Genomic DNA, 24,652 nt, shown 5'->3' with positions numbered 1-24,652 from the left:
TAATATTTTATTTGCTTAAAAGAGTTCTGCGAAAAGAAAATATTCTCAAGATAGACATTATTCAGGATACAGGAATTATAACATCATAATTAGGTTGTGTTTAGATGGCAAATACAAAACATATCCAAAGAATCATACTTATTATAGTTGCAATTATATGTTTGTACTTGTTTTATTTATTGTATTTAAAGCAAGTTTCTATTAAGCTGAATATAGAATGGAAAACATTTTCCAGCAAGCCTGAAGAAACCATATGCTTAAAATTTATTCAAACTGAGATGTCTGGCGAGCAAGGGATTTTTACTAATTTTTTGGATGATTATAAAGTAAATGAATGGGCAACAGGTCATCAAGTGTTATCAGAATCTGAAGGCCTTATAATGCTTTATGCAGTCCAAGGAGGTAATAAATCTCTTTTCGATGAACATTTTAACATAGTAAGGAACATGATTTTAGATAACGGAGTCATAATGTGGAGGGTAGGATCAGGAGGAGAGCTGCTTACTAAAAGTTCGGCATCGGTAGACGATCTAAGAATAGTTCGTTCTCTTATCTATGCATCTGACCGCTGGCAAGATATGCAATATAAAACATTTTTGAATGAACTTGCACGCAAGGTAAAAAAATACGAGTTTACAAAAGAAGGCCTTGTGGGCTACTATGATGCTGAGAGTAAAACGAAAGCGGACACTATAACTCTTTCTTATATAGACCTTTATACGATGAAACTTCTATCCCAAATCGACAGTGATTGGGGAAATGCTTTTGAAAAAGGTCTAAAAATTATAGACAATGCTTTTATATCACAAGACAAACCATTTTTTAGGAAAACTTATAGTTATAAAACAAAAAGCTATAGTAAAGAACAGGAGATTAACATTATAGATTATTTAAACATACTGCTTCACCTTAGTGAAGTGGGAATGTGCCCTCCTGAAGCTATAGACTGGCTTAAAGGCCAAATAAGAATGAATAATGCGCTGTTTAACAGTTACCGAATAAACTCGTCACAGCCGGCTTCTGATTTACAGTCTGCTGCCTCATATGCCATTGCCTGTAGAATTGCAAAAAATATTGAAGACAATGAGCTATATGAAATGATGAAAGCAAAACTTTTGATGTTCCAAATCAGTGATAAAACAAGTCCTATTTGCGGTGCGTTCGGTGATCCAACAACTTTAAAAGTTTACTCATTTGATAATTTGCAGGCACTACTGGCACTGCAAGGATTTGGGGGTGTGAAATGAACGGTAAAAGCAAAAAGATTAAAATTTATTTTGTTTTACTTATCTTGGAGTTTTTTGTTTTAATATCAATGTTTTTTCTAAATCCTGATATGATAAGCCATAAGAACTACATATTGCTATCTTCCGGTTTTTTCCTTGCACTGTGGTCCTTTTCTACAAATTTGGTTATGGGGCTTTTTGCCGCACTGTTCTTAGTCTTTGCATATGGAAGCTACATTTTGTATGAGGCAATTTTTGGAGGGATCTTTAGTTTTACTTTTTTAAAGGATTATTTTTGGCTCATGGTCTTTCCTGTTATTGCATATACTTCAAGCCGGTTAGGCGAATGTGTTAACAAATCTTTTAAAGTTGTAAAAGAATTAAAGAAGAATGTGCAAATATTGGTAAGAGTGGATAATCTTACAGGCTTAGGTAATAAGCAAAAATTTTATGAAGATCTATGTGAGGAAATTCGGCGGGCCAAAAGGCATGGATTTACTCTATCTTTTATGATTGTAAGGATAATGTTTTTTAAAGAACTAACGGATATTTACGGCAAAAGCAAGACTGATGATGTGGTGTCTTTAATGGTAAAAAATATTGAAGATACATTAAGAACAGAGGATAAAAAGTATCGATTAGAAGATGATACTTTTGCTTTCATTCTTCCAAATACGGATAAAAAGGGTGCTGAAGTGATAAAAAGCCGAATACGCACAAACTTAAGCAGCATAACTCTAAATTCGGGGAAAAAAGAAGAAAAACTCAATTTTAATTTTAAAATAGGTATTATGCCCTATGATGGCAAGACTGATGATGTATTTGAAATAAGACATCGATTGGAAAAAGAGCTGGAATATGATGTATAAGAGTAAAATTTGCGGCATAACTGCAAAAATATTGATACTGATTACATGTCTGACGTTTTCAAATAATCCTGCCACAGCCCGAGAATTAATAAAAAGAGAAAATGATGTGAAAAACGTTCTGGTAATTTATGACAGGAGAAACTACCTTGGATTTAAAACCGATGAAGTTACTGCTATAAGTCATCTCTTTTACCATTTCAATGTTGCAGTGGAAGAAATACCCGCCTCGTACTATAAAAGCGGCATGATGCACAAGTATGACAGGACAGTCTATGTGGGAATTTCCAACGAAAATTTAAGTGAAATACTGCTGGATGATATGGCAAAGTATAAAAATCCACTACTTTTTATTGGTATTGGAATAGAAGCTTTTATTGAGCACAATCCCCGCAATGGTATAGCATTTGCAGGTAAGGATCTCAAACCTATAAAAGTTAAGTATAAAGGTAAAGAGTTCATATTAAAGACTGAGCGCCTTTTTCAAAAAGTTACTGCGGAAGATAATGCCGGCAAAGTAGTAAGCAGTTTAAGCGATGGGCACACTTTATATCCATATATAATTAAAATATCAAATTTGTGGTATGTATCCTGCCTTGATACACAAGGAGTCTTATTTTATATACTGGCTGATGTCTTACACGATTTTTTTGAAGAATATCATGATGAAAACCCTCAAATTTATGTGCGCATAGAAGATGTCCATGCTCAAACATCTATAAATAACCTCTGCGAAATAGCAGATTATTTTAACAAAGAGGGTATACCATATATGGTGGCATTAATTCCTGCATTTTATGATGTAAAAACAAAAAATATCTACAATATGAGAGATGATAAGCAATTTAGCTATATTATTAAATACATGCAGGATTCAGGTGGAACTATTTTACTGCACGGCTATACGCACCAGATTCATGAAGATATACCTGGGGAGGGCTTTGAATTCTGGGATGGAGAAAATGACCGACCGCTCGATGTTGATATGGGGAAATGGGTTGATGAGCGAATAAATGCCGCAATTAATGAGTGCACAGCAACAGGCATAGTGCCTTTGGCATTTGAAGCGCCTCACTATGCTATCTCAAGAGAAGGGTACAAAAAGCTAAAAATGTATTTTTCTACAATAGTCGGCCATTTGCAGACATCGGATAAGGGCTATACAACTACTGCATTTCCTTATAGGCTATACGATTCTCCACTTTATAACCGACTTATTCCTGAAAACCTTGGCTACGTAGATCCTGAGGATGTATTATACAGGCAGCATATACTGGAAGAGCTGGATAAGCTTTCAATAGTGAGGGACTATACTGCCGGATTTTATTTTCACCCTTATCTTGATATAGATCTGCTGAAAGATGTAATCTCTGAAATTAAAAAACGCGATATACGATTTCTTGATTTAAAACAAGATGATAATTGGGTAAAGGGTGAAAATTACATAATTCGTTCGCAAGATGGCGATATTGCAATTAAAGAAGTAAAAAACAGACAGGAATCACAATTAATACCTTTTTTTAGAAAGATACTGCTATATTTAATAATTCTAGTGCTTCTTATCTGCTTTCGACTCCTTTATATATTCTTAGATAGGAGAAGACAGAGCAGAGAACATCTGTTTAAAGAATGAGGGAATATAATTGCTGAAAACGGTAGATTATTTTTTTATGTATTCGCTTTTTGCAATTTGGATTTTGCTGCTTTTCAATGCATGGCTGTCCTTTGCAGGTTATAGTTTTTTTCAGGAAACAGAGGAAAAAAAGATTGATGTGGTAAGGGGTATTACAAACCATCCGACAATTTCTATATTAGTGCCTGCACATAATGAAGAAAAGGTTATTGAAAGATCAGTTATGGCAATGCTGAAGATGGACTATCCAAAAAGCAAACGGGAATTAATAGTAATAAATGACAATTCGGAAGACAATACAGGTGCTATCTTGGAAAATATTAAATCCAGATACCCTTTCGAAAATCTAAAAATCATAACGACTGACAGTATAACAGGCGGCAGAGGCAAGGCGAATGCGCTAAATACCGGCTTGCAGCATGCAAATGGAGATTATATAGTTGTCTATGATGCAGATAACACACCTGAGGTTATGTCGCTGCGCTATCTTGTTTACGAGATTACCAATTCAAAGGAATATGGTGCGGTAATCGGCAAGTTCAGAACCCGGAACAAAGATACAAATCTTTTAACAAGATTTATAAATATAGAAACTCTCAGTTTTCAGTGGATGATTCAGGGTGGCAGATGGAAGCGCTTTAGACTGTGTCTTTTGCCAGGCACCAATTTTATAGTAAGAAAAGATTTATTAGAGCAGATTGGAGGCTGGGATTCTAAGGCCATAGCTGAGGATACCGAGTTAAGCATCAGGATATATATGAACGGCTACAAAATAGCCTTTATGCCAAAGGCAGTATCCTGGGAGCAAGAGCCGGAAACCCTTCGGGTGTGGTTTAAACAGAGGACTCGATGGGTGAAAGGGAATATTTACGTTCTCAGCAAATATCTGTTCCCTCTCCCAAAATGTTCAGGTTCAATACTTATCGATCTTTATTACAGACTTTTAGAAAGCTGTTTGTTCTTTTTTGCAGTAATATCATCGGACATTATTTTTATTCTGGGCTTACTAAATATAAGTAAAATTTCACTGCCCGGCAATTTTATAATAATATGGATGTTAGCCTATATATTATTTATTCTAGAAATAAGCATAAACCTTACAATGGAAAAGGGCGAGTATAACTTAAGCAATTTTTTACTTGTGGTAATGATGTATCTTACTTATTGCCAGTGTTGGATTGCAGTGTGTCTTTCCGGCATATATTCTTACATAAAAGACTCGATTTTTAAAAGAGAACATATTTGGTATAAGACTGAAAGATTCTAGGGGGTTGCCATGAAAAAGATAACATGTATAATCATTATCTTTGTTGTATTACTAAATAGCAGTGCTATTAGTGCTTACGCTGAATCAAAGCAAGACATTTATTATGTTGTTCAGGCGGGCTTTTACAAAGATAAAGCAGTACTTGAAGAAAATTACAATAACCTAAAAACAAAGGGATTCCCTGCATATAAGTTTACTGTTGCAGGCGGAACTCGTTTGTATGTAGGGAATTATAAAGATATGCAAACTGCAAAAGAAGTGGCAAATAAACTGCAAGCTCTAGGCTTTGAAACTTTAATACACACTCAAGAATCAACGACCAAACCTATGGTAACCTCAACTGGCTTGCCGGCAGATATAATAAATACGGCTGCAAATATAGCTGCTGAAGCTCCGAAAATTACAGCAAATACACAGAACATGGTAAAAAATATTCCTATGTCAGAAGATGCTACAATAAAAGGAATCTTTGGGGGGCACAGCATTTTCTTTTTTGTCGATGAAAACTGGCAGGTAAAGGATGACTGCTTTTTGGAACTAGTATTTAGTCAAAGCGAGATAAAAAAATATAAAAATTCTACATTGACAGTGCTCGTTAATAATATGCCGATAAAAAGCATCACATTGAGTGACAAAGCAGATTATAAAGCAATAGAAAAGATACCGCTGCCAAAAGAACAAATCATAAAAGGCTATAACTCCATTAAATTTTCTACATATCATCGAATTACTGAAGAATCTTGCACTGATGACCTAAATCCTGCTAATTGGATTACACTTCACAGTGAATCATACATACATATAGAGTATGAAGAAATTCCGGATAAAATTGGAATCAATGATTATCCATATCCTTACCTTAAAGTATCAGCTTTAGAGCCGGTTAATTGCATCATAGCGGTACCGGATAGAGCCAATAATAGTCAAATAACTGCTGCCATGGTGATTGCGGCAGATTTTGGGCGGAGAGTTCCTTACAACAATGTGGATGTTAAAGTAGTGCATTACAGTGATATAAAAAACATAGATGAAAATACCAATTTTATTGTTATAGGCAGCTCTGCTGATACAGGCGATCAAATCTTTGAACCGATAAGAAAAGAATTACCCGATTTAAAAAATAGAGCCTTAATAAAAGAAAAAGCGTCACCAAATGATACGTCTAAACGTATACTCTATCTAATATCAGATAACGATGAAATGCTGCTTACAGCAGCCAGGTCTCTGACTTTAGATAATTTAATCTTACAAATGAAAACAGATACTCAATTTATATTAAAAAATGATGTTGAAAATTATGAAGCCGAAAAACAGACTGATATATTGACCCTGAAAGATTTAGGATATGAAGATACCATACTTAAAGGAATATTTTATCAGCAGGCAACATATACGATAAATCTGCCCAGAAATCACAGGTTAAAAAAAGAATTCCTCTATAAAAATTCCTCTGCGATATGCAGGGGCGCTGGATTTTGACAAATCTTCTGTTACAGTTTATTTAAACAATATACCGGTAACCAACAAACTATTAAGTAAAGATAGAGCAGATAACGATGAGATCACAGTAAAAATACCGGAAGAATTTAGAGATGCCGATTCTTTAGAATTAAAATTAATTTTTTATCTTGAGCCACATGATTTTGACTGCAAAAATTGGCGTTACGGAGATATATGGGCTTTAATATCAAAGGATACAAGCTTTAATATTCCTCAAGAAGTTATTGAAGACAGATTTTTTCAGTACTATCCGGACATGTTTATAAAAAACGGCACATTTGATGATGTTTTATTAGTGATCCCAGATAAAGTAAACCAAAATTACCTTACAATGGCAGCAAATATAACAGCATTTATAGGGCATAGTGTAAGTAGAGTGGAAAACCTATCGGTGATAAAAGGCACCGAACTTGAAACAACCCACAACAATATTATAGTTATCGGTACACCTTGGGACAATGTTGCTATAAAAAATCTAAACGATAAACTGTATATAAAGTTTGATAAGAACTTTGAAAAATTTGAACCAAGTGATAAAATTTATCTACTTGAAGACTACAGCAGGGGTTTGTCATCTCTGCAACTGCTGGCTTCGCCATTTAACAGCAAGAAACATTTAATGGTGGTTACGGCAGCCGAAGAAAAAAATTTAATGCCGACACAAACTTACCTTAAAGACTTGGCGTTTAATGTGCAGCTTTCTGGTGATGGGTTGGTAATTGACAGTGATGGGGATATTTATAGTGCATACTTTGTAAAACCAAAACAAGCAGCACAAGATGAAAGCGGCCAAACCTCTCCGAAAGGCAAAATAAGATTACGCGACAATCCTCAATTTATAATATACCTGATCTTCTTCCTCATGATAATAATTATAAGTGTTTATGGCTTAATAATTATAACCCGAAGTAAAGAATAACTTAAATAGCAAGTTGTTGAAATTATAAAAAGCTCCACGGAATTGATATGCTGCGCCTCATCTGTAAATAGTCTTGTCTTTATCATTTTCACTGCTTATTCTATTGAGAATGAGACGTGCATTATGGTTCCTGCGGAGCTTTTTACTATACTACGGTATCTATTTATATTGTTTCTTTATTTGAGACTTTTTCTAAGTGATTTTAAGCCGCCGATGTCTTGTTTCGTGCCAAAATAGCAAATATACTTAACAATATTAGATAATTCAAGCGCGGATTTCTTGCCGAATAAAGAGTGTATAAGTTATGCCAAAGATAATTACAGTCCCTGCTACAAGACCTGTAAGATGCGGCCATATCAGAAGCAGGCTCTGGCCTAGAGGCAAGAAGCCCGGTATGGCTCCATAGGCCTGTTCCAGCAATACGGGTCCCAGCGTCCTGACACTTGGCGAGAGAATAGTTACTGCTGCTTCGCTGTAAAGCGTTGACGGTGATAACCTGCTTATGCCCTGAGCAATCCTGATATTATTTAGCTGTGTCAGAGCATCTGCGCTATCGGCTATGGGGTAGAAGGTATCGGCCACCATGCCTGCAAATATAGGTAGAAATATGGTAAGAAACAGCCATAATGCGATGCCGGAAAGAGCCGAAGTTGCCGTTTGGCGAAAGATAACTGAAAACAGCATGGAAAGTGCCAGCCAAAAAGCCATGTAAACTATGCTTAATAATAAATATATTAAGAGTCTTACGATTTCCTCACCCTCCGGTGCAACTCCCGTCAATATAATACCCATACCTGCCACAAAACCGCCAAGCGCAAATGTCATCAGAGCCAGTATGAAAAGCCGTGCAAGAAACTTTCCATTGATAACATCATCCCTGTATATGGGCTGTGCCAGCAGTCTTGTCAGTGTCCCGCTGTTTTGCTCTGCATTTATGGCATCAAAACCCATGGAAAGCCCCACAAGCGGGCCGAGCAATGACAAAAACCATGTAAAAGATGGCAGGGAAGTTCCTGAAGTTGCAAATAGCCGAATAAGTATGAAGTTTGCTCCTGAATCTTCACTTACTGCCCCTATATTTGAGGCTGCTGAGTAAAATGAGACAATCCCTGTAAGTGCAATCAAGGCAAACAGAATAAGGCATCTTATGCTTGAAAGCTGGTCGGCCAGTTCCTTTACAAATACCACTTTTACACCGCCGGAATTTTCTTCGGAAGAAGAGCTTTTGAATTTTTTCAAGAGAAAATCCTTTAACTTATCCATTGCTACTTGCACCTCCTTCCTGAAAATACCGATGATAAATATCATCAAGATCGGAACCGCATATCTTCAAGTGGTAAATATCCATATTTTGTGCCACAAGTTCCCTTACTATTTTGGGTGCAAGTTCCTGCCCTGCCCCGTCAATAACAATCATGTCATTTTGCATGCTGATTGAATTAACGCCGGGCATCGACCTTACTACATCAGACGGAAAGGCCTCTATAGGGCTTGCCTTAATTTCAATCGCCCGCTCGCCGCCTATTTTTTGGGCAAGTTCAGAAATAGTGCCTGCCGCTACCAGCTTGCCCTTTACAAAAATTCCAACTCTGTCGCAAATAGCCTGAACCTGATGGAGGAGATGAGAAGATATCAGAACGGTCTTACCTTCTTTTTTGCCAAGCTCCGTTATAATGTCCAAAAGCTCTGCAGTGCCTTCCGGGTCAAGACCTAAAGTAGGCTCATCCAGGAATACCACTTCAGGGTCCTTTAAAAGCACATCGGCCACACCCAGCCGCTGGCGCATGCCCCTTGAATACTCGCGGACTTTTCTGTCTGCCGCATCTTTAAGGCCTACCTTAGCCAGAAGGCTGTCGATTAAGTCATCTTGCCGTTCTTCGGGAATCCTGTTTAGTTTTGCAGTATAATAAAGGTTTTCCCTACCTGTCATATCACCGTAAAACCCAATACTATCCGGCATATAGCCAACTATCCGCTTTACTTTGATTGGCTCGCGGGTTGGATTTAAACCTGCCACACTGATACTGCCGGAAGTTGGCTCAGAAAGCCCCATAAGCATCAATATTGTAGTGGTCTTTCCAGCACCGTTTGGCCCGAGCAGGCCGAATATCTCGCCCTTCGATATCGAAAGATTCAAATTATCCACTGCAGTGATGGAACCGTAACGCTTTGTAAGGTTTTGAATTTCAATTATATTTTGCCCGTTCATGGTTATCGCCGCCCGTATTTCCTAAAGGTTGTAACTACCCAGGCCACTACTCCTATGATTATTACAACCCCTACCAAACCCCAGAGCGTAGAGGTATGAATAGTTGTCCTAATATCTGCACTGTCAGATGTTTCGGCAGCTGTAGCATTTATCGTAACCATATAGTCTCCTGCAATGGCCTTGGCACTGGGAGTAATAAAGGCGGTAACCTGTTTCTTTTCTCCACTCTTTAGCATCTCAATGGTATTTGGCTCAAAGGTTACGGTCCAGCCGGACGGTGCCGTTGCAGAAAGATTTATTCCTTGTAGGTTGGCACTTCCACTGTTTTCGAGTTCGAGAGTTAGTGCACCCTTTTTACCGGCAGTTAAGTCCTGATTTAATCGACCCGACGGCGTAGACAGTTCGAGACGATATGTTCCGGAAATTACTACCTCCAGCTCTGCCTTGGCAACCTCGCTGCCATAGACCGCCGCTGCCGTTATAGTATATTTGCCTGCCTTAACTCCTTTTGGAGGTTGTACAATTATGTCAAGGTCTTGAGACTTGCCGGCCTCTAAACTAAGACTTGTAATTTGATTGCTTTGATACGCCGGCTTAAAGGATACCTGCCAGCCCTCGGGAGCATCGGCACCGAGACTGTAAAATCTGGGGCGACCGCTGTTATTGTACAATGTGCCCCTAAAACTGAAACTTGCCGTATCCGGTCCCGAAAGCGAAGGATACTGAACTTCTATCTTGTCGGCGCCGCCTGCATCGTCATCGATTCTAATACTCAAAGGAAGGTTAGCAGTTCCGCCGGCTCCAGAAGCTTTAACCGACAAGCTATAACTGCCGCTTTTTGCATCTGATGGAATTTTGACTCTAAGCTCTGCCTCTGCGGCATCATCTGAAGGCACATAGACCCGGTGTATTCTCATACCGTTGCCATAAATTCCGGCTGTCCATCCGGAAGGCACGGAAGTTACTTCAAGGTCTACGAATCCCGAGCCCTTTACTGTGAGAGGGAATGTTATATTACTGCCCGGTTGAGCCGAAATCCCCGGATATGGAGTATAAAGAACTAAAGCATTTGCAGCATAAGCTGTTTCACATAAAATAAAGCATAAGATAAAAAATATTACTGCTAATTTTTTTACTTTCCTCGAGCTTAAGCCCTTAAATTCAAGTTGCTTTAACAAACCTCATCACCTTCCTTATTAATATTTTTAATTAATATTTCTCAATTAATATTTTAAAATAAAATTTTGAAAAAACTGTGAGGATTTTGTTACAATTTTATAAAGCTGCATAAGAGTGCCACACAGATATGTTTCGGATAACAAGCCATGTCTTCTGCTAAGGTAAAAACTTCTTGCGAGTGGACTATAGCCAGACAATTAGAGGAATAAAAATAAGTTTGCCAAATAAACCCGGCCTTATGCTATAAAAATACTTTACATGGTATAATACATTTAATAAGCTCTTTGTTTAGTTATCATTAAGGAGACTATGATATTTGAGCTTTGTCAAAAGAGGCAAATAATTCGTATATGCCTAAAAAGAAAAGCTTCAAGAAAAAGAAAGTGAGGCTTGGGTAAATGCTGTGGTGAAAAAAGTATGTGATAAAGTTATATGTAAATAAAAGCAGTATGCAATTATAGATAAAGAAGATTGTTACTAAATTATGAGAAAATCATTTTATAACCATGAAATTTGGGAAGGGAAATTATGTACAATCTTATAAAAGTCTTTTTGAATGACTACAAACAAAAAAATCGGAAAAGTTTTTATTTAAATGATCTTGAAAAGTTTTTGTTGGAAAAATCAGGAGGATTCTCTGCCTACCATAAAAAGGGCGGCTATCATGGCCTATATGAGGGTTTAGAAAGACTCCTGCAAGAAGGATATATAAAACCAATGAAAACCGTGGGATACAATGGCAAATATCCGCCATTGAAACTTCGATGGTACGTTACAGAAGATGTGATTACTCCAAGATGGAAGAGTGAAGACATCCTAAGACTGTCCGATTTATTGGACCTTAGTACATATATTAAATATCCGAGGCTGCAAACTGACAGAGAATGGCAATTTATTTTACGAATATATGAGTTTTTGCAAAACAGAGACTGGCGAGAGTGGGCAAGTTGTGAGGAAAGATGTTTGGAGCTTTTTGATAATGAGAAGTTTTTAGACCCAAAAGAAGAACCGGATAACGGAGTAATCAAAAGATTAAAGCTGTCTTATGAAGACCTTAAAATGAAAAAATACGGCCAGATGTTTGTATATTGGAACAGGGGCGTAAGGCAGATTAAAACCGCAATTATTTTGGAAAATCATTCCACATTCTTTACTTTTAAAAGGGCTGCGGCAAAGGGATATGACCTGTTCGGCATTATTCCCGACGCTATAATTTACGGTCAAGGCAAGGATATAATAAGCAGCTTTGCTTTCATCCGTGAGATTGCCGATATCGGCGACTTAAAGGTCTTTTATTTTGGGGATATTGACCCGGAAGGTTATATGATTTACAAATCCTTAAAAGAAACATATCCTTCCGTAAATATTTCACTTCAATTAGATGCCTATAAAAATTTGTTAGATTTTGGAAAATCTTATCCAATTAAAAAAGCCCAGAATATGAATATTGAAAACTTAAATTTTGTTATAAGTGAGTTTACTGAAAATAATTATCATGAAACGGTGAAACATCTAAAAAGGCTGTGGTATGCAAATCGGAGAATTCCACAGGAGTTTATTACTTATGAATATCTAAGGCAACCAACTAATACATAAAATTTCAGGGAGAACAAAAATGGATAGGGTAGAAAAGGGATTAAAAGATCGATTAAAAAAGACCCAAGCCATTAGGATGCTTGGAACCGGTATGGATGTAGGAGATTTAAACGATTATGCTCATGAGATTTGTCTATTTCTCCTTTTGAAAGTCTTTCGCCGGGAAATAACAGAGAATCCAAACAGAACCAGACAGGATTTAATCTATATGACCGAAGAAATATTAAGAGAGATGGATTTTGTGGCCTCAAAAGAGGTGGTGGAACGGCTGGTAGACGGAGTTTTATGGTATAAGGATCCGAATAGGCAGGATCCTTTTTCCTGTTATATCTTTGATGAAGAAACCAGAACCCATGAGCTATATAAATTTCGCTACCTAAAACCCGACAGGGAGCATAGTCAATGGGAAAAGGGCGGTTCTACCGTATATATGCTGACTGAAGAAGCCCAGGAAATTATATTTATAACCAGGGAAATATTGGAGGAATTTGGGTTTGACATTGAGCAGTTCTATACTCTGCAATTAATAAAATCCGGGAATTTTAATAAAGCTCAAAACAGTGTCAGTAATTTAATTGCCAGGGTAAGAACTCTTATACGGCGGGAAAAGGATTACCGACAGGATGTGCTTAGAAATCCTCAAATAATATTTATGGATAGTAAAAACAGGCGACGAAAGAGTGAAGATGAAATAAAGAGGCAGTTTGAAGATGAGAAGAAGGTATTTGAAGATATGTTTTCATGGAAGAATCGGCTCAACTCTTTTCCTGCTGAGGCCAGAGCAGAGGCAGAGCAGGTATTTGAAAGCCTGGAAGTAGCTAGAGCGCTTCACGATGTACTTGCAAAACTTGTAGTGGAAAATATGGCATTTGAAGTAGAAATCCGGGTTAAGTATCCGGATAGTTTTTGGAAGACTTCTAATTTAACTTTTAAAAAAGATATCTGGCAAAATATAATTGATAAAAAAGGGTTGGCCAATTTTGATGTATTAGAAAGTCTTTTGAATCCACTGTTTTCTCCCGAGGTGGATTTCATATATCCATTAGATTGGGCCTGGGAAGAGCAAAAAATCAAAAAAACAGAGGGCGATGAAGAGATATATGAGGATTTTGGCGAAGAAGAAACCTGGCAGCCAAAATCCGCAGATTGGGAGATAATTGTAGAGCTGTGGGAAGACATATTCGATGAACTTATGAAAAATAATGAATTTTCCATAACAGAGTTACAGGATATAGATAGTTTTAAAAAACAAAAATGGCTTATGCAAAAGAAAAATATTGAGCTTTTTATGATGTTTGTAGTGACAGAAGTAGAGCTAAAGCTTGAAGAACAAGAAACAAATGATGACAGGCTGGAGCTGTTTCGGCGATTATGTGATAAAAATCCGAAATATAAAAAGCTGATAGGCCGGAGGATATCAAGCGTCAATGAAGAGGATAAAAAACCTCTGAGATGGGAAGAACTTTATGTTTCACCCTATAAGATTAAACTTTTGCCCAGTAAATCAAACTTAGAATAATAAAGTTAGGGAGGAGAGCTTGCCTTGATTACTCATGAGCATTTACAAAAAGGTTCTGAGGTGTTTTTTTCATTGCTTGAAAATAGAATATTGCCACTGACTGATGCCCGGGTATATTCCTATATGGAGGAACCTGAAATAAGGGAAGTTGTAAAAGCTATGGCTCAAGGAGCCGGGCTAAGGATTTTAGACACCAGGGAGAACTTGCATATTGTAAGCCAAGCCCGTGATTCGATTTTTGCCACTTCGTATACACATATGAAAAGCAAATACAAACTCGACAGAAAAAAACACTTCTATCTTGCCAATATAATTATTTGTATTTACCTTGCGGAAATAGATAAGGAAAATGATATACGGGTGAGGTGGGAAGAGGAAGGAGTGACTTATTATAAACTGGAGGAACAGGTGACAAAGGTGCTTGACTCCTGGAAAACCCGGTTGGATGAAGAAGACGGTTTTGCCGAGGAATGGGGAATCGCCGTTGAGGAGATTTACGATATTTGGAATAATGATTTTTCCATGTACAAGGAATCAAAAACCGGTGATGTGGATGTGCAGAGGAATAAAAACACTCGTCTTGGTTTCATATATGAAGCCATGCGTCCGTTAGCCGATCAGAAACTAATCATTAATAATGTCAATGAATTAAAGATAATACCTAAAATTGAGTTGTATGAGAGACTAAATTATTTATATCATCAACGGGATCGATATAAAGAGATAATGGACTTGATTCAAAGAACCGAGGAGGGAATCACCGATGCCGAGAATAACCGGAATCAGGATAACGGGCTGTAAATATGATGGTTTTAGAAAATATCATGAGAATTCAGTATATGATTTGACAAGGGACGGTGAGCCGGATCACACTCTATTTACTCTAAAAAATCAGGGAGGAAAGGGCGTATTTATGCAACTTCTATCTCAAATCGTTTTGCCTGAGACTCGATGGGGCAAACAGGGAGGCAACAAGATTACCGGCATGTTTTATGATCAGAAAAACCGGTTCCGCCCCTACACCTTCCATGTAATGATAGAGTGGAAACTGGATACCATACCGGAAAAATGGCTGATTACCGGTATATGTGTCACTGCCGTAAGACAAAATTTGAACGATGATGATGAGGCCGAAGAACGGGCAGGTCTCAACTATTTTTTATATACATACGAACATGATAAAAATGACATCTTTACCTTGGATAACATTCCCGCTTATGATTCAAGAACCGGTAAAGTTACTGAATATAATGAGTTTGAACAATTTATAAACAAGTATCAAAGATATTTTATAAAATACTCCAAAAGCTCCGTTAGGAGATTAGATTCGGATTACTATAATTATCTTAAAAGTCAAGGAATACATCGTTCAGAGTGGGAAGTATTAAAGCTAATCAATAGACAGGAAGGGGGCTCGGGGAATTATTTTTCTCGTGCTGCTGACAATAAAACGGTATTTGACAAATTTATAATCCCTGCCATAACTGAGAATATGAGAAATTTTTCCGAAGGGGACCAAGACAGTTTAAAAGGAATATTCAAAAGTAATTTAAGTATCACTAAAAATTTGCCTGTACTTATAGAGCGGGAGCAAGATTACAGAAAACTGCTAACCTATATAGAACCATTGATACAACTGACAGAAATAGGGTTGCGGCGACAAAGGATTTTAAACAATTCCATTCAAGAAGGAAATAACCTGTATGCCGGACTTAACAATCGACTGACTACTATTGAAAACGATATTTTAAAATGGAAAGATGAAAGGGAGAAAACCCAGGCTCAGATAAGGGAGTTAGAATATGAAAAGGATAACCTGGAATATGCCCGAGAATACCGGAGAGTTGAACAATTAAACAGCCAGAAACTGGCACTGGATGCCTCAATTAATGAGATAAAAGATAAAATCGAAGAACTTAAAATTGACATAAAGCGCTACGGAATCAGCGAGTTGCTGCTAAAAATGAGTAAATTGGAAGATGAAAAACAATCCCATATAAATAAAAGAGAGCAGCTCATAAAAGATTTAAATCTCAAAGATACCGAAGAAAAGATACAAACCCTAGAAATTAATATCCGAAGTAAATGGGAAAATACCATAAACCGCTGGTCTAAAATAAGCAGGGATCATTTATCTTATGAGGCCTATTTGGACGGCAAAATAAATGAACTTGCAAGAGATAAAAAGAGAGAGGACACAGCGGCTAATGATGAAAAACTTAAAATAATTCAATTCCAAAGCGACAGAAATGCTCTGGAAAATAAACGAGAGGAGCTTTCTCGGATATTTGATCCAGTGAGAATGATTTTACCGGAGATGCTGAGAGAGGAGCTAAAAGGGCAAGACAAGGCTGAAAAGACTGAAATAGAAAAACTAGAGAAAGACATGGATAATATTAACCAAAAGATATATGATTGTCGAATTCATCAAAACGGCAAAGAAAAAGACATAAAATATATGCAATCTGAAATTGACAAAATAGAGGCGGAAATTGCTAAGCTAAAAGGCCAAGAAGATTCCTTAAAACTTAGGATTGCAAATGAGCTGAATTTGGATGCACTTAATGAAACATACCGAGATAGTTGGTTAAAAGACAGGTTATATGATTTAGAAAAACTAATTCAGGAAAAAGAAATAAAGCTTGACCAACTTAAGCAGAGTCTATGGGAAAACAATATCGACAAAAGTTTAAACCAAGAAGATTATTGGGTGCCGAACAATGATATTCTCTCGATAAAAAATAGAATCAAAGGCTTGGGAATCAATGCCCAATTGGGTACGGAGTTTTTAAGCTCCCTTGGAGATGATGATAAACACCGTCTTATTGAGGACTTCCCCTCCATTATCCATGGTATTGTAATAGCAAATTTACAGGATTGGGAGCTTTTAAAGGAAAATCTCAAAGAAAATATATTTTTACGTTCATCTGTTCCTATATATATTCGTTCAGCAATGCAAGGCAAAGGTAAATACGCTTTTGAAATCATTGCCGGCGATGAATTGGAACTGGTTTTAAATCCATCAGCATATGTCAAGTGGAAAAATAATATCTTAGACCGAGATGGAAAATTAAAAGATGCATTACAGGTCGTAAGCCAAAATATCCATAAACTACAGGATTTGATGAAAGATATAAAGTTTCAGCAAGATAAAGAAAGCTCAGAAGCACTATATATAAAGCTTAAGGAGAAGGAAGAAGAACTTGAAAAACTAAAATTTGATGATATCAAACTTAAAGAAACTATCAGCACACTGCAGGAAGACCTGAAAAAAATCGGCTGCAGATTAGATAACTGCAAGAAACAAAATCAAGATACCGCAAAAAAAATTGATATTCTCTCCGAATTCATAGGGCGCTTGCAGCAGATAAGGGTCAGGGAAAAGGAAATTACTGAAGTAGAAGAAAAACTAAAAGCCATAAATCTTCGGTGTGAACGTTTAGAAGAACAGATTAACGAGTATCGAAGGCTGAAAGATAAAGATGTTCAAAATCATGTAACATGGAAAATACAAGTTGAAAGTCAATTAAAAGAAATAAAAGCTATTATCAGCGATGCAAAGTTTGTGGAAACCGGATTTAAAACTAAAATTGTGGAAAGCACTTCAGAACCTGTATATTCACTAATTGACGAAGATTTTACATTGGATATTTCCAGGTGGGAGAGCCTTTCAAAAGACATGGAGATTCGAAATAATGATATTAGCTTAATTAACAAAGATATCGAACTTGTTCAACAAAAACTGGCCGATGTAGAAAATGATCTGAAGCAGATTGATAAAAACTGGCAGGAATATGAACCCATTGAGGGCACAGCGGACAGTCTGTCCTTAAAGAAGGATTTTATAGAAGTTGAACTTGAGAAAGCCGGCGAAACACTTGCTCAATTGTCGAAGACGCTTGTAAAGGTTGAAACCAAAATAGAAGAGGCTCAGAAACAATTAGCAAAAATTCAAAGGCAAATAAAAGAGGAATATGGCAAACCTACCCAAATATGGGCCGATGCTGACCTTGATGAAAAAGAATATCTTATAAACAAGGGTTTAAAAGATAATAAGAGTTTTCTCCTTGAGACCGAAGATATAATAGCTGCAAGAGAACAAGACAGAAATAATATTAAAGATGTTATTTCCGACATAAAGATATATAGTGAGCTGGATTTTAAAAAAGGCAAAATTAGTGAAGAGTTAATGATAAAAATTCGTGAAAATTCCCGTCGGGAACTGGATTTGTGGGAGGATAAATTCAAAAGATCAAAAGACCAGTTGCTGCAAAATCATCAGCAGGCAGGTCAAAACTTTCAAGAGTTTATAGATATAGTAAAGAAAGAGATAAAGGACGATATACTTAAGAACTTGATACTCAGCAGCCTTCAAGATACACAAATTGAAATGTATGACAGCAACTTAGTTTCTTTTTACACCATGAAGGACCATTTTCAAAAGGAAATAAACAGCATATCTTCAGACAAATCTAAGGCTGAAGAAATTCGGAACACTTGGGCAGAACGGGCCTCAAGACATGCCTTGGCAATGGTGGAATCTTTAAAGGAAATGGTGGCGGGCATGAACTATGTCAATGAAAACGGCTATGTCTTTCCTTTACTGAAACTTAAGGAAGAGGAAGAGCTCCCCAAGAATGAAGAAGATGTCTTTTACACATTAAGAGATTACTTCGTTGAATCAATAGCCGAGGTTATGAAAGAATATGAAGATATAGACGATATAGAAGATGAAATAATTGAAAAGATGATGGGTGATCAGGCTATATTTTCTCGCTCTGTTCGAGGCAGATATCCTACACTTATGGTCTATAAAATGACTGAGAAAAATGAATTCCGATATGCCAAACCCCATGACTACTACTACACCACATGGGAAGCCATAAACAAAGGGGAAGGCGATCAGCCCGAAGGCAGCGGAGGGCAAACCTTATCAATTAGCACATTTGTAATAATGATGCTGATGAATTACAAAAAACGCCATTTTGGGAATAACAATCCCTGGACAGTGCTCATACTGGACAATCCCTTTGGTAGTGCATCAGGGAATCATGTCTTAGATCCCATCTTTGAGATTGCCGACAAATTAAACTTCCAAATTATAGCCTTTGCTGCCCCGGAGATAATAAAAGCCGAAATAAGTGAGCGTTTTCCTGTGTTTTGGGCATTGGACATAGGCGATGAAGATTCTGGAAAGTCAGGAACAGTCACCGGGCGGGTGGTTCACGGCGGACGAGTAAATAAGATATAATAAAAAAGGAATTACTGCTGTTGTAAAAATGACCAAGACAAGTGCCTGCTTGCATAATTTAAAAGCTTGGCCGGCCTAATATAAAAGAATCACCCCCTCATCTAAATAAATAGTTATATTTCTATAAGATGAGGGGGTAGTTAATTTTACCGAAACCCGATAATTGGAATTCTGAGAACTTGGCCGGTATATATTGTGGCACTGGGGCCTTCTAAGTTGTTGGCTTTTACAACGGCGTCTACTGTACTGTCAAACCTTCGTGAAATAGCGGTTAGGGTATCTCCGCGCTGCACAACATAAAGGACTTCCTGTTTAATATAAGGTTTTAGCATTGATAGAGGATCCATAGCATCTTCTGCATCACATGCATACTGGTCTCTGGGGATGAAGAGAATTTGCCCCGGAACAATCATCATATCAGTTCCGACCCAATTGTTTTCTATAATTTTTTGGACGGTAACATTGAATCGATTTGCTATCATGCTGAGAGTGTCGCCGGATTGTACAATATATATTATCATACCACCATCCTCCTTTTTATACTTTAATAGTATATTATTCAATTGGCTCAAAAAGTTTACACTAATTAAATTGACTTTGCATTAACCTGGGGGAACATTGCTTTGCCGGCATTTTTATTATACAGTCCATAACGCATATGATTTTATTTCGTTTTTTGAGAAAAATAAAGTATAATATATATTGACAAATATTTAACAATAAAATATAATATCTATCAAAGATAAAAGACACGGGTAACCAATATTTTACGGCTTTATTTTTTGCTCTTATTTGTGAAAGTATTAACAATCACATATGCATTGGATTTCAAAATACCGTGATAAAGGAGGACTTAAATTTGGTAAATGATATTTCATGCAGAAACTTTGAAAAGGTAAACGAGATTCTTGAAAAATATGATTATAAACCGTCAAATCTTATAAGCATATTTCAGGAAGTGCAGGAGATTTATCGCTATTTGCCGGAAGAAATTCTTGTTTACATTTCCACTGCTATGAGAATAGCGCCATCTAGAATATTTGGCGTTGCTACTTTTTATGAAAGCTTTTCACTGGAGCCAAAAGGGAAAAATCTGATAAAGGTCTGCGATGGAACGGCATGTCATGTGCGAAATTCGGATAAAATCCTATCTACTACCAAAGAAATACTGAATTTAAAAGGTGATGCAAAAACGACCGATGATATGCTCTTTACGCTTGAGACTGTTTCGTGCTTGGGAGCATGTGGTCTAGCACCTGTGATTGTTATAAACGACAAGGTATATGGCAATATGACACCTGAGAAGGTAAGGCAGCTGATTAATGATATAAAGGAGGTAAGCTGCAATGATCAGGACAGTTGATGAGTTGCAAGGGAAATATGATGAGTTGAGCAAAATGGTGCAAGGCTACCACATGCGTATTCTTGTATGCGGAGGGACCGGGTGTATTGCTAACGGTTCACTAGATGTCTACGAAAAGTTCAAAGAAATTTTACACAAGAAGGGGCTTTATACTGATCTAAAGCTAATTCAAGAAGGGAAAGAAGGAGTCGGCATATCTTCTAGCGGCTGCCACGGATTTTGTGAAATGGGCCCTCTTGTTAGAATTGAACCTGAAGGCTATTTATATGTAAAGGTAAAGGCCGAGGATGTTGAGGAGATTGTTGAAAGCACAGTCTTGAGAAAGCAACCTGTTAAGCGGCTTTTGTTTAAAGACTCTGCCGAGAAAAAAGAGTTTCTAAAAGAAGAGGAAATTCCTTTTTATCGCCGTCAAACGCGCCTTGTGCTGAAAAACTGCGGCAAAATTGATGCCGAGGACATAAGAGATTATATTGTATGTGGCGGTTATAAAGCACTTGCAAAGGTGTTAATGAAAATGACACCTGAAGAGGTCTGTGATGAGATTTTAAAATCCGGACTTAGAGGGCGCGGTGGAGCAGGGTTTCCGACAGGGAAAAAGTGGAAACAGGTTCTTATGCAGGATGCGGATATAAAGTATGTGGTGTGCAATGGAGATGAAGGAGATCCCGGAGCCTTCATGGATCGCAGTGTAATGGAAGGTGATCCTCATCAGATGCTGGAAGGCATGATAATAGCAGGATATGCATCTGGAGCCAGGGAAGGCTACATATATGTAAGAGGTGAATATCCTCTGGCGGTTAAAAGACTGCAGGTGGCCATACAACAAGCACATGAATGGGGATTTCTCGGGAAAAACATATTAGGCAGCAATTTTGATTTTGATATTCATATCAACAAGGGAGCAGGTGCGTTTGTATGTGGTGAGGGTTCGGCGCTTACTCAGTCTATTGAAGGCTTTAGAGGAATGCCTCGACCCAGACCGCCTCGCACTGTTGAAAAGGGCCTTTTTGGGAAACCTACGGTTTTAAACAATGTAGAAACCTTTGCAAATGTACCTCTTATAATATCTAACGGAGCTGATTGGTATCTGTCCATAGGTACTCCCGGAAGCCCCGGAACGAAAATATTTGCATTGACAGGCAATATAAACAACACGGGCTTAATTGAAGTGCCTATGGGTATTACACTTCGCCAAATAATATTTGATATAGGTGCAGGTATAAGAAACGGCAAGAAGTTTAAGGCGGTTCAGATTGGAGGCCCTTCAGGCGGATGTTTGACCGAAGAGCATCTTGATATTTCTATGGACTTTGATTCTCTGGAGGCTGCCGGTGCTATGGTGGGTTCAGGCGGTTTGGTAGTTTTAGATGAGGATAGCTGTATGGTGGAAGTGGCCCGGTTTTTTATGGATTTTACCCAAAGAGAATCCTGCGGCAAATGTGTGCCATGTCGAGAAGGAACAAAAAGGATGCTGGAGATTTTAGAAAAGATAGTGTCAGGTAATGCGAATATAAAAGACTTACAACTTTTAGAGGAGCTTGCCGAAGTAGTAAAAATCGGTTCCTTGTGCGGTCTTGGGAAGACTGCGCCTAACCCGGTATTGACAACGATGAAATATTTTAAAGATGAATATATGGCACATGTAGTTGAAAAAAGATGCCCCTCAAAGGTATGTAAAGGCCTTGGTCAACTTGCCATTGACCCGGATAAATGCCGCGGCTGCGGAAAATGCAGGAAAATATGTCCTGCATCGGCTATTGAAGGCAAAACGAGGGAACCTCATAAAATTGACATTACTCGATGCTTGCGGTGTCTTGCATGTATAGATGCATGCCCCTTTGATGCCATAAGGGAGGAATAAGCCATGGAAAAGACTATGAAAATAAACGGAAAACAAGTGTCGTTTACTGATGAAGCCAATCTCTTGGAAGTAATACGAAAAGCTGGCATTGAGCTTCCAACTTTCTGCTATCATTCAGAGCTTTCGGTATATGGTGCATGCAGGATGTGCCTGGTAGAAGATGATAACGGCAGAATAATGGCAGCATGCTCAACCCCGCCTCGCCCCGGAATGTCTATCAGGACTCATACAGAAAGGCTAATACGTCAGAGAAGGGTTACTTTAGAGCTTTTGCTGGCAAACCACGATAGAGAGTGCACAACCTGTGTAAAGAGCGGCAACTGCCGCCTACAGGAATTGGCAAACATTTTAGGAATTGGGGAAATCCGATTTGGACAGAAAAACGGTAGGCTGCCTATAGATGATTCAAGCCCTGCTATAGTAAGAGATCCAAACAAGTGCATCTTATGTGGAGATTGTGTTAGAATGTGCGAAGAAGTGCAAGGTGTAGGTGTGCTGGGTTTTGCATATAGAGGCAGCAATGCCAAGGTTGTGCCGCCTTTTAACAAGAATATTTCCGAAGTCAATTGCGTGGATTGCGGCCAATGTGCGGCAGTTTGTCCGACAGGAGCGCTGACAATAGCATCACATATGGAAAAGGTGTGGTCTGCCCTTTACGACCCACAAAAAACAGTAGTAGCTCAGATTGCTCCGGCTGTAAGAGTTTCCCTTGGAGAAGAATTCGGCTTAAAACCCGGTACCCCTGCAACCGGAAAAGTCGTAGGTGCTTTGAAAAAAATAGGATTTGATAAGGTTTTTGATACTTGTTTTGCAGCAGATGTTACTGCAATAGAAGAATCCTGTGAATTCCTAGAAAGGATTTCTAAAAACCAACGTTTGCCTCAATTTACATCATGCTGTCCTGCGTGGGTAAAATATGTGGAGCTGCACTATCCGCAGTATAAGGACAACATTTCTACCTGCAGATCTCCTCAACAAATGTTTGGCTCACTGATGAAGGGCATTTATGCCAAAGCCATGGGCACAGACTCTGAAAATATATTCGTAGTTTCTATAATGCCATGTACGGCGAAAAAGTCTGAAGCTAAACGGGAAGAATTTTTCAAGAATGGTATTCCGGATGTTGATGCAGTGCTTACCACACAGGAGCTTGCAAGAATGATAAGGGAAGCCGGAGTAGTCTTCGATGAGGTGGAAGAGATGCCCTTTGACATGCCTCTTGGCTTTGCTACGGGAGGCGGAGTTATCTTTGGCGGCAGCAAAGGTGTGGCAACTGCCGTAATGAGGGTAATCGGAAAAGAACCTGATTTTAAAGCAGATAAGGATAACCCAAACATAAAAACAGCTGAAATAGATTATAATGCAAGAAAAATTAAAGTTGCAACAGTTTCGGGATTAGGTAATGCAAAAAAGCTTCTTGAAGATTTAAGAGCCGGGAATAAATACTATGACTTGATAGAAGTAATGGCATGTTCTGGCGGATGTATAGGAGGCGGCGGTCAACCTCAGCCGAACAGCAATAATATAAGAAAAAGCCGAAAACAAGGTCTCTTTGGACATGAAAAACTTATGCAGCTTAAATCTCCCATAGAAAACCCAGTAATAAAAGACCTATATAAAGACAATCTCGGTGAGCCGGGAAGTGCTAAAGCTCATGCAATGCTCCACACAGCCTATACAAATCGAAAAAGAATTAATGAAAGTATATGCTTTTTTGAAGGGCAATTGAATACTGCTAAAAAAAGAGTTGTAAAAGTGTGTGTGGGCACATGCTGCTATCTGTCAGGTGCCTATGACCTTTTTTCAACCCTAAAGGATAAATTGAGTCAAGAAGATTTTAAGGATAAAGTAGAACTTGCTGCAACATTCTGTTTCGAAAATTGCACACAAAGCCCATGCGTTATGGTCGATGATGTGCTGATTGGAGAAGCCACAGTTGAAAAAGTAATTAATGAAATTTTGAAACAAACTGCAGTGCAGTAATTAAAAACTTGATTTTAAGAGTACTGACATAAGAAGAAAAATTATAAAACAGAATAAAATCAAATATTTTGCAGCAGAGGGTAAGCGGAATCTATGTAAAAATTCATTTAAAATGGAATGGGATACTGTTTTTAGAGGCAGTATCCCATATTATATTGCTTGATATAATCTTCAAACGGATTTATGAAGGCAGTATCACCGGCAAGCTGACCGATAAGCGTTCAAGTATATTGAAACAATAATATATACTCTGATACAATATCAATTAGGACGAAGTTAT

17 protein-coding genes are annotated in these 24,652 nt (G+C 37.8%); 13 read left to right on the top strand and 4 right to left on the bottom strand.

Annotated elements, in window-relative coordinates; all coding sequences use genetic code 11:
• Positions 1–104 precede the first annotated feature (104 nt).
• From TEPIRE1_RS12610 to TEPIRE1_RS14290, 6 genes are read left to right on the top strand one after another with little or no spacing between them, the layout of a single operon-like run.
• Positions 105–1,247 (top strand): glycosyl hydrolase family 8, encoded by a 1,143-nt coding sequence (locus TEPIRE1_RS12610; protein WP_013779538.1) that lies wholly within the window; start codon positions 105–107, stop codon positions 1,245–1,247.
• Positions 1,244–2,095 (top strand): GGDEF domain-containing protein, encoded by an 852-nt coding sequence (locus TEPIRE1_RS12605; protein ID WP_013779537.1) that lies wholly within the window; start codon positions 1,244–1,246, stop codon positions 2,093–2,095. The genes TEPIRE1_RS12610 and TEPIRE1_RS12605 overlap by 4 nt, the downstream gene beginning before the upstream one ends.
• Complete coding sequence (locus TEPIRE1_RS12600) at positions 2,085–3,725, top strand: DUF2334 domain-containing protein (protein ID WP_013779536.1); 1,641 nt, start codon at positions 2,085–2,087, stop codon at positions 3,723–3,725. The genes TEPIRE1_RS12605 and TEPIRE1_RS12600 overlap by 11 nt, the downstream gene beginning before the upstream one ends.
• A 37-nt stretch (positions 3,726–3,762) precedes the next feature.
• The gene (locus TEPIRE1_RS12595; RefSeq protein ID WP_041591606.1) at positions 3,763–4,992 is read left to right on the top strand and encodes a glycosyltransferase family 2 protein; all 1,230 of its coding nucleotides are present in this window, start codon (positions 3,763–3,765) and stop codon (positions 4,990–4,992) included.
• Positions 4,993–5,001: 9 nt separating this feature from the next.
• Entirely contained in the window at positions 5,002–6,471 is a 1,470-nt protein-coding gene (locus TEPIRE1_RS14295) for a cellulose biosynthesis cyclic di-GMP-binding regulatory protein BcsB (RefSeq protein ID WP_015295959.1), read from the top strand.
• Positions 6,431–7,411, top strand: a complete 981-nt coding sequence (locus TEPIRE1_RS14290) for a cellulose biosynthesis cyclic di-GMP-binding regulatory protein BcsB (protein ID WP_158505943.1) — start codon at positions 6,431–6,433, stop codon at positions 7,409–7,411. Before TEPIRE1_RS14295 ends, TEPIRE1_RS14290 begins: the two co-directional genes overlap by 41 nt.
• A gap of 264 nt (positions 7,412–7,675) precedes the next feature.
• On the opposite strand, the gene TEPIRE1_RS12580 is transcribed toward TEPIRE1_RS14290, so the two are convergent.
• Genes TEPIRE1_RS12580 through TEPIRE1_RS12570 form a run of 3 tightly spaced genes read right to left on the bottom strand, consistent with a single transcriptional unit; the run spans position 7,676 to position 10,798 of the window.
• Positions 7,676–8,674 carry an ABC transporter permease gene (locus TEPIRE1_RS12580; RefSeq protein ID WP_013779533.1) on the bottom strand — a complete coding sequence of 333 codons (999 nt, stop codon included), beginning with the start codon at positions 8,672–8,674 and terminating at the stop codon, positions 7,676–7,678.
• Positions 8,667–9,620 (bottom strand): ABC transporter ATP-binding protein, encoded by a 954-nt coding sequence (locus tag TEPIRE1_RS12575; protein WP_013779532.1) that lies wholly within the window; start codon positions 9,618–9,620, stop codon positions 8,667–8,669. Before TEPIRE1_RS12575 ends, TEPIRE1_RS12580 begins: the two co-directional genes overlap by 8 nt.
• 2 nt (positions 9,621–9,622) lie before the next feature.
• Positions 9,623–10,798 (bottom strand): NEW3 domain-containing protein, encoded by a 1,176-nt coding sequence (locus TEPIRE1_RS12570; RefSeq protein WP_013779531.1) that lies wholly within the window; start codon positions 10,796–10,798, stop codon positions 9,623–9,625.
• 529 nt (positions 10,799–11,327) lie between these two features.
• Here TEPIRE1_RS12570 and TEPIRE1_RS12565 point away from each other — a divergent pair.
• The 4 genes from TEPIRE1_RS12565 to TEPIRE1_RS12550 are packed head-to-tail and all read left to right on the top strand — an operon-like array spanning position 11,328 to position 19,165.
• Positions 11,328–12,395 (top strand): Wadjet anti-phage system protein JetD domain-containing protein, encoded by a 1,068-nt coding sequence (locus TEPIRE1_RS12565; RefSeq protein WP_013779530.1) that lies wholly within the window; start codon positions 11,328–11,330, stop codon positions 12,393–12,395.
• Between the two features lie 19 nt (positions 12,396–12,414).
• Entirely contained in the window at positions 12,415–13,914 is a 1,500-nt protein-coding gene (locus tag TEPIRE1_RS12560; protein ID WP_013779529.1) for a hypothetical protein, read from the top strand.
• A gap of 24 nt (positions 13,915–13,938) precedes the next feature.
• Positions 13,939–14,715 (top strand): DUF6063 family protein, encoded by a 777-nt coding sequence (locus tag TEPIRE1_RS12555; protein WP_013779528.1) that lies wholly within the window; start codon positions 13,939–13,941, stop codon positions 14,713–14,715.
• Positions 14,678–19,165 carry a coiled-coil domain-containing protein gene (locus tag TEPIRE1_RS12550; RefSeq protein WP_013779527.1) on the top strand — a complete coding sequence of 1,496 codons (4,488 nt, stop codon included), beginning with the start codon at positions 14,678–14,680 and terminating at the stop codon, positions 19,163–19,165. Before TEPIRE1_RS12555 ends, TEPIRE1_RS12550 begins: the two co-directional genes overlap by 38 nt.
• 146 nt (positions 19,166–19,311) lie before the next feature.
• Here the strand turns inward: TEPIRE1_RS12550 and TEPIRE1_RS12545 are convergent, their stop codons facing one another.
• Positions 19,312–19,686, bottom strand: coding sequence for a LysM peptidoglycan-binding domain-containing protein (locus TEPIRE1_RS12545; RefSeq protein WP_013779526.1), 375 nt, complete (start codon positions 19,684–19,686; stop codon positions 19,312–19,314).
• A gap of 338 nt (positions 19,687–20,024) precedes the next feature.
• Here TEPIRE1_RS12545 and TEPIRE1_RS12540 point away from each other — a divergent pair, with 338 nt between their 5' ends.
• From TEPIRE1_RS12540 to TEPIRE1_RS12530, 3 genes are read left to right on the top strand one after another with little or no spacing between them, the layout of a single operon-like run.
• Positions 20,025–20,528, top strand: a complete 504-nt coding sequence (locus TEPIRE1_RS12540; RefSeq protein ID WP_013779525.1) for an NADH-quinone oxidoreductase subunit NuoE family protein — start codon at positions 20,025–20,027, stop codon at positions 20,526–20,528.
• Positions 20,512–22,389 (top strand): NADH-quinone oxidoreductase subunit NuoF, encoded by a 1,878-nt coding sequence (locus TEPIRE1_RS12535; protein ID WP_013779524.1) that lies wholly within the window; start codon positions 20,512–20,514, stop codon positions 22,387–22,389. The genes TEPIRE1_RS12540 and TEPIRE1_RS12535 overlap by 17 nt, the downstream gene beginning before the upstream one ends.
• 3 nt (positions 22,390–22,392) lie before the next feature.
• Entirely contained in the window at positions 22,393–24,372 is a 1,980-nt protein-coding gene (locus tag TEPIRE1_RS12530; RefSeq protein WP_013779523.1) for a [FeFe] hydrogenase, group A, read from the top strand.
• Positions 24,373–24,652 lie beyond the last annotated feature (280 nt).

The sequence above is a fragment of the Tepidanaerobacter acetatoxydans Re1 genome, from assembly GCF_000328765.2.
Taxonomy (GTDB): domain Bacteria; phylum Bacillota; class Thermosediminibacteria; order Thermosediminibacterales; family Tepidanaerobacteraceae; genus Tepidanaerobacter; species Tepidanaerobacter acetatoxydans.
Note: the sequence above shows the minus strand (reverse complement) of the source record. Positions and strands in the feature narration are given on the sequence as shown.